This window comes from Candidatus Sodalis sp. SoCistrobi (assembly GCF_900143145.1).
Lineage (GTDB): Bacteria > Pseudomonadota > Gammaproteobacteria > Enterobacterales > Enterobacteriaceae > SoCistrobi.
The window spans coordinates 1-1,444 of record NZ_FRDB01000370.1; the positions used below are offsets into that span (position 1 = coordinate 1).

A 1,444-nucleotide genomic window follows, 5' to 3' on the forward strand; every position below is an offset into this window, starting at 1 on the left:
CTGCTCGGGCGGCTGGGTTACATCCCTCCTACTGAAGCCGAAATGAACTATTACGCTTTGCAATTAGCATCAGAGGAAGCGGCGTAGTATTGCCAAAATTACTCTCTAATAAACTCGGGGTTATTCATTTCCAACAGATGACTCGGTACTTAAACTGCTCTATCTGGCGTTGCATAATATTTCCGCCAAATGGACCATGCCACTCAGAGACTGGAAACCTGCTATGAGCCAATTCATGTTGATGTATGGAGAACGAATCTCCAGTTAAGCGATGGAGCCATTTACACAAAAAAATTTACAGACCCGACAGGAGAATTAGCGTGGCAATCGCGCCGATAAGCCGCCGTTCGCCCGCAGCCAGTAAGCCAGTAAGCCAGTAAGCCAGTAAGCCAGTAAGCCAGTAAGCCAATAGCCTGTTGACTCCTTAGCCCGTTGGATGGTTAGCCTATTAGCCCGTTAACCAGCCAAGACGTTTCAGCGGCGGCTTGGCGCTCAGGCCAGCCGCGCCTGCCGTCAGATTTTACAGCCTTCGCAATCGTCTTCCGCCGACAGCGGTTCCGGCACGTCTTCAGCTTTTTTTTCGGCGTTTTTTTCCGCCTTCGCCAGTTCGGCATCAATATCAAATTCAAAAATATCGTCATTCATTCGGCTATATCCTGGAAGGCGAGGCAACAGTATACCGGTTTTCCACCCTCAATTTTATCACCCGGGGCTTTTTAGCCACCGAGAAATAACTTGTCAACCCTATGCGGCCGGCAACAAAAAACCCGGCTTCTCGCCGGGTTGACTGCAGTAAACAAGCTGCTCAGATATCGAGCTCCTTTTTGCTCTTTTTGTCTGCACGTTTTTCCTTCAGTGTCTTCTCTGGTTTCTTCTTGGCCGTTTTATCTTTACCTCTGCTCATAAACGCCTCGCTTACTTGTGGGTTGAAGATGATTTACCAAAAGATTCCCGATCATACACGGGCAAGTTTAGACTTACCAAACCTGGGCCGGGATTGCAAGCCGCACTCAGCTTCGGCGCTCAGCCGAGCCGCAGCGCTAGCGTCTGCCTCAGCGTCTGCCTCAAGCGTCTGACTCAGCATCAGCCTGAGCCTGAGCCTTTAAGCCAAACTCGCCGACCGACGCGTGTCAAGGGGCTATTTTTTCTGGCCGTGCTCCGCCAACCACTGCTGCATGGTCGCAATTTCGGCTTTTTGCGCGCTGATGACATTTTCCGCCATCTTACGCATCGCCGGATCTTTACCATATTTGAGTTCCACCTCCGCCATATTGATTGCCCCCTGATGATGGGGGATCATCCCTTGGGCGAAGGCGATGAATCACCCCGGATAAATTAGAGTCTATACTTTAAAAGTGGAGGTCTCTATGACAACGACCAAACGTTACTCTCCGGAAGTCCGTGAACGGGCAGTTAATCTAGTGCTGGAAACTCAGCATGAGCA

General features: G+C 50.4%; 1 protein-coding gene and 2 pseudogenes. 1 reads left to right on the forward strand and 2 read right to left on the reverse strand.

Features of this window, described 5'->3' with window-relative positions; genetic code table 11:
* Positions 1-124: 124 nt before the first annotated feature.
* A pseudogene (locus CINSTRO3249_RS16350) lies at positions 125-268 on the forward strand (IS256 family transposase); the annotation flags it as partial.
* Between the two features lie 245 nt (positions 269-513).
* Here CINSTRO3249_RS16350 and CINSTRO3249_RS17920 read toward each other — a convergent pair.
* Both CINSTRO3249_RS17920 and CINSTRO3249_RS15885 read right to left on the reverse strand, forming a co-directional pair.
* Entirely contained in the window at positions 514-645 is a 132-nt protein-coding gene (locus CINSTRO3249_RS17920; protein ID WP_256381685.1) for a hypothetical protein, read from the reverse strand.
* Positions 646-1,138: 493 nt separating this feature from the next.
* Positions 1,139-1,318, reverse strand: a pseudogene (locus tag CINSTRO3249_RS15885) (DUF305 domain-containing protein); the annotation flags it as partial.
* Positions 1,319-1,444 lie beyond the last annotated feature (126 nt).

What these genes read in the sequence shown, in the direction of transcription:
- CINSTRO3249_RS17920 (WP_256381685.1), bottom strand. Translation starts at nt 645, where the DNA reads ATGAATGACGATATTTTTGAATTTGATATTGATGCCGAACTGGCGAAG.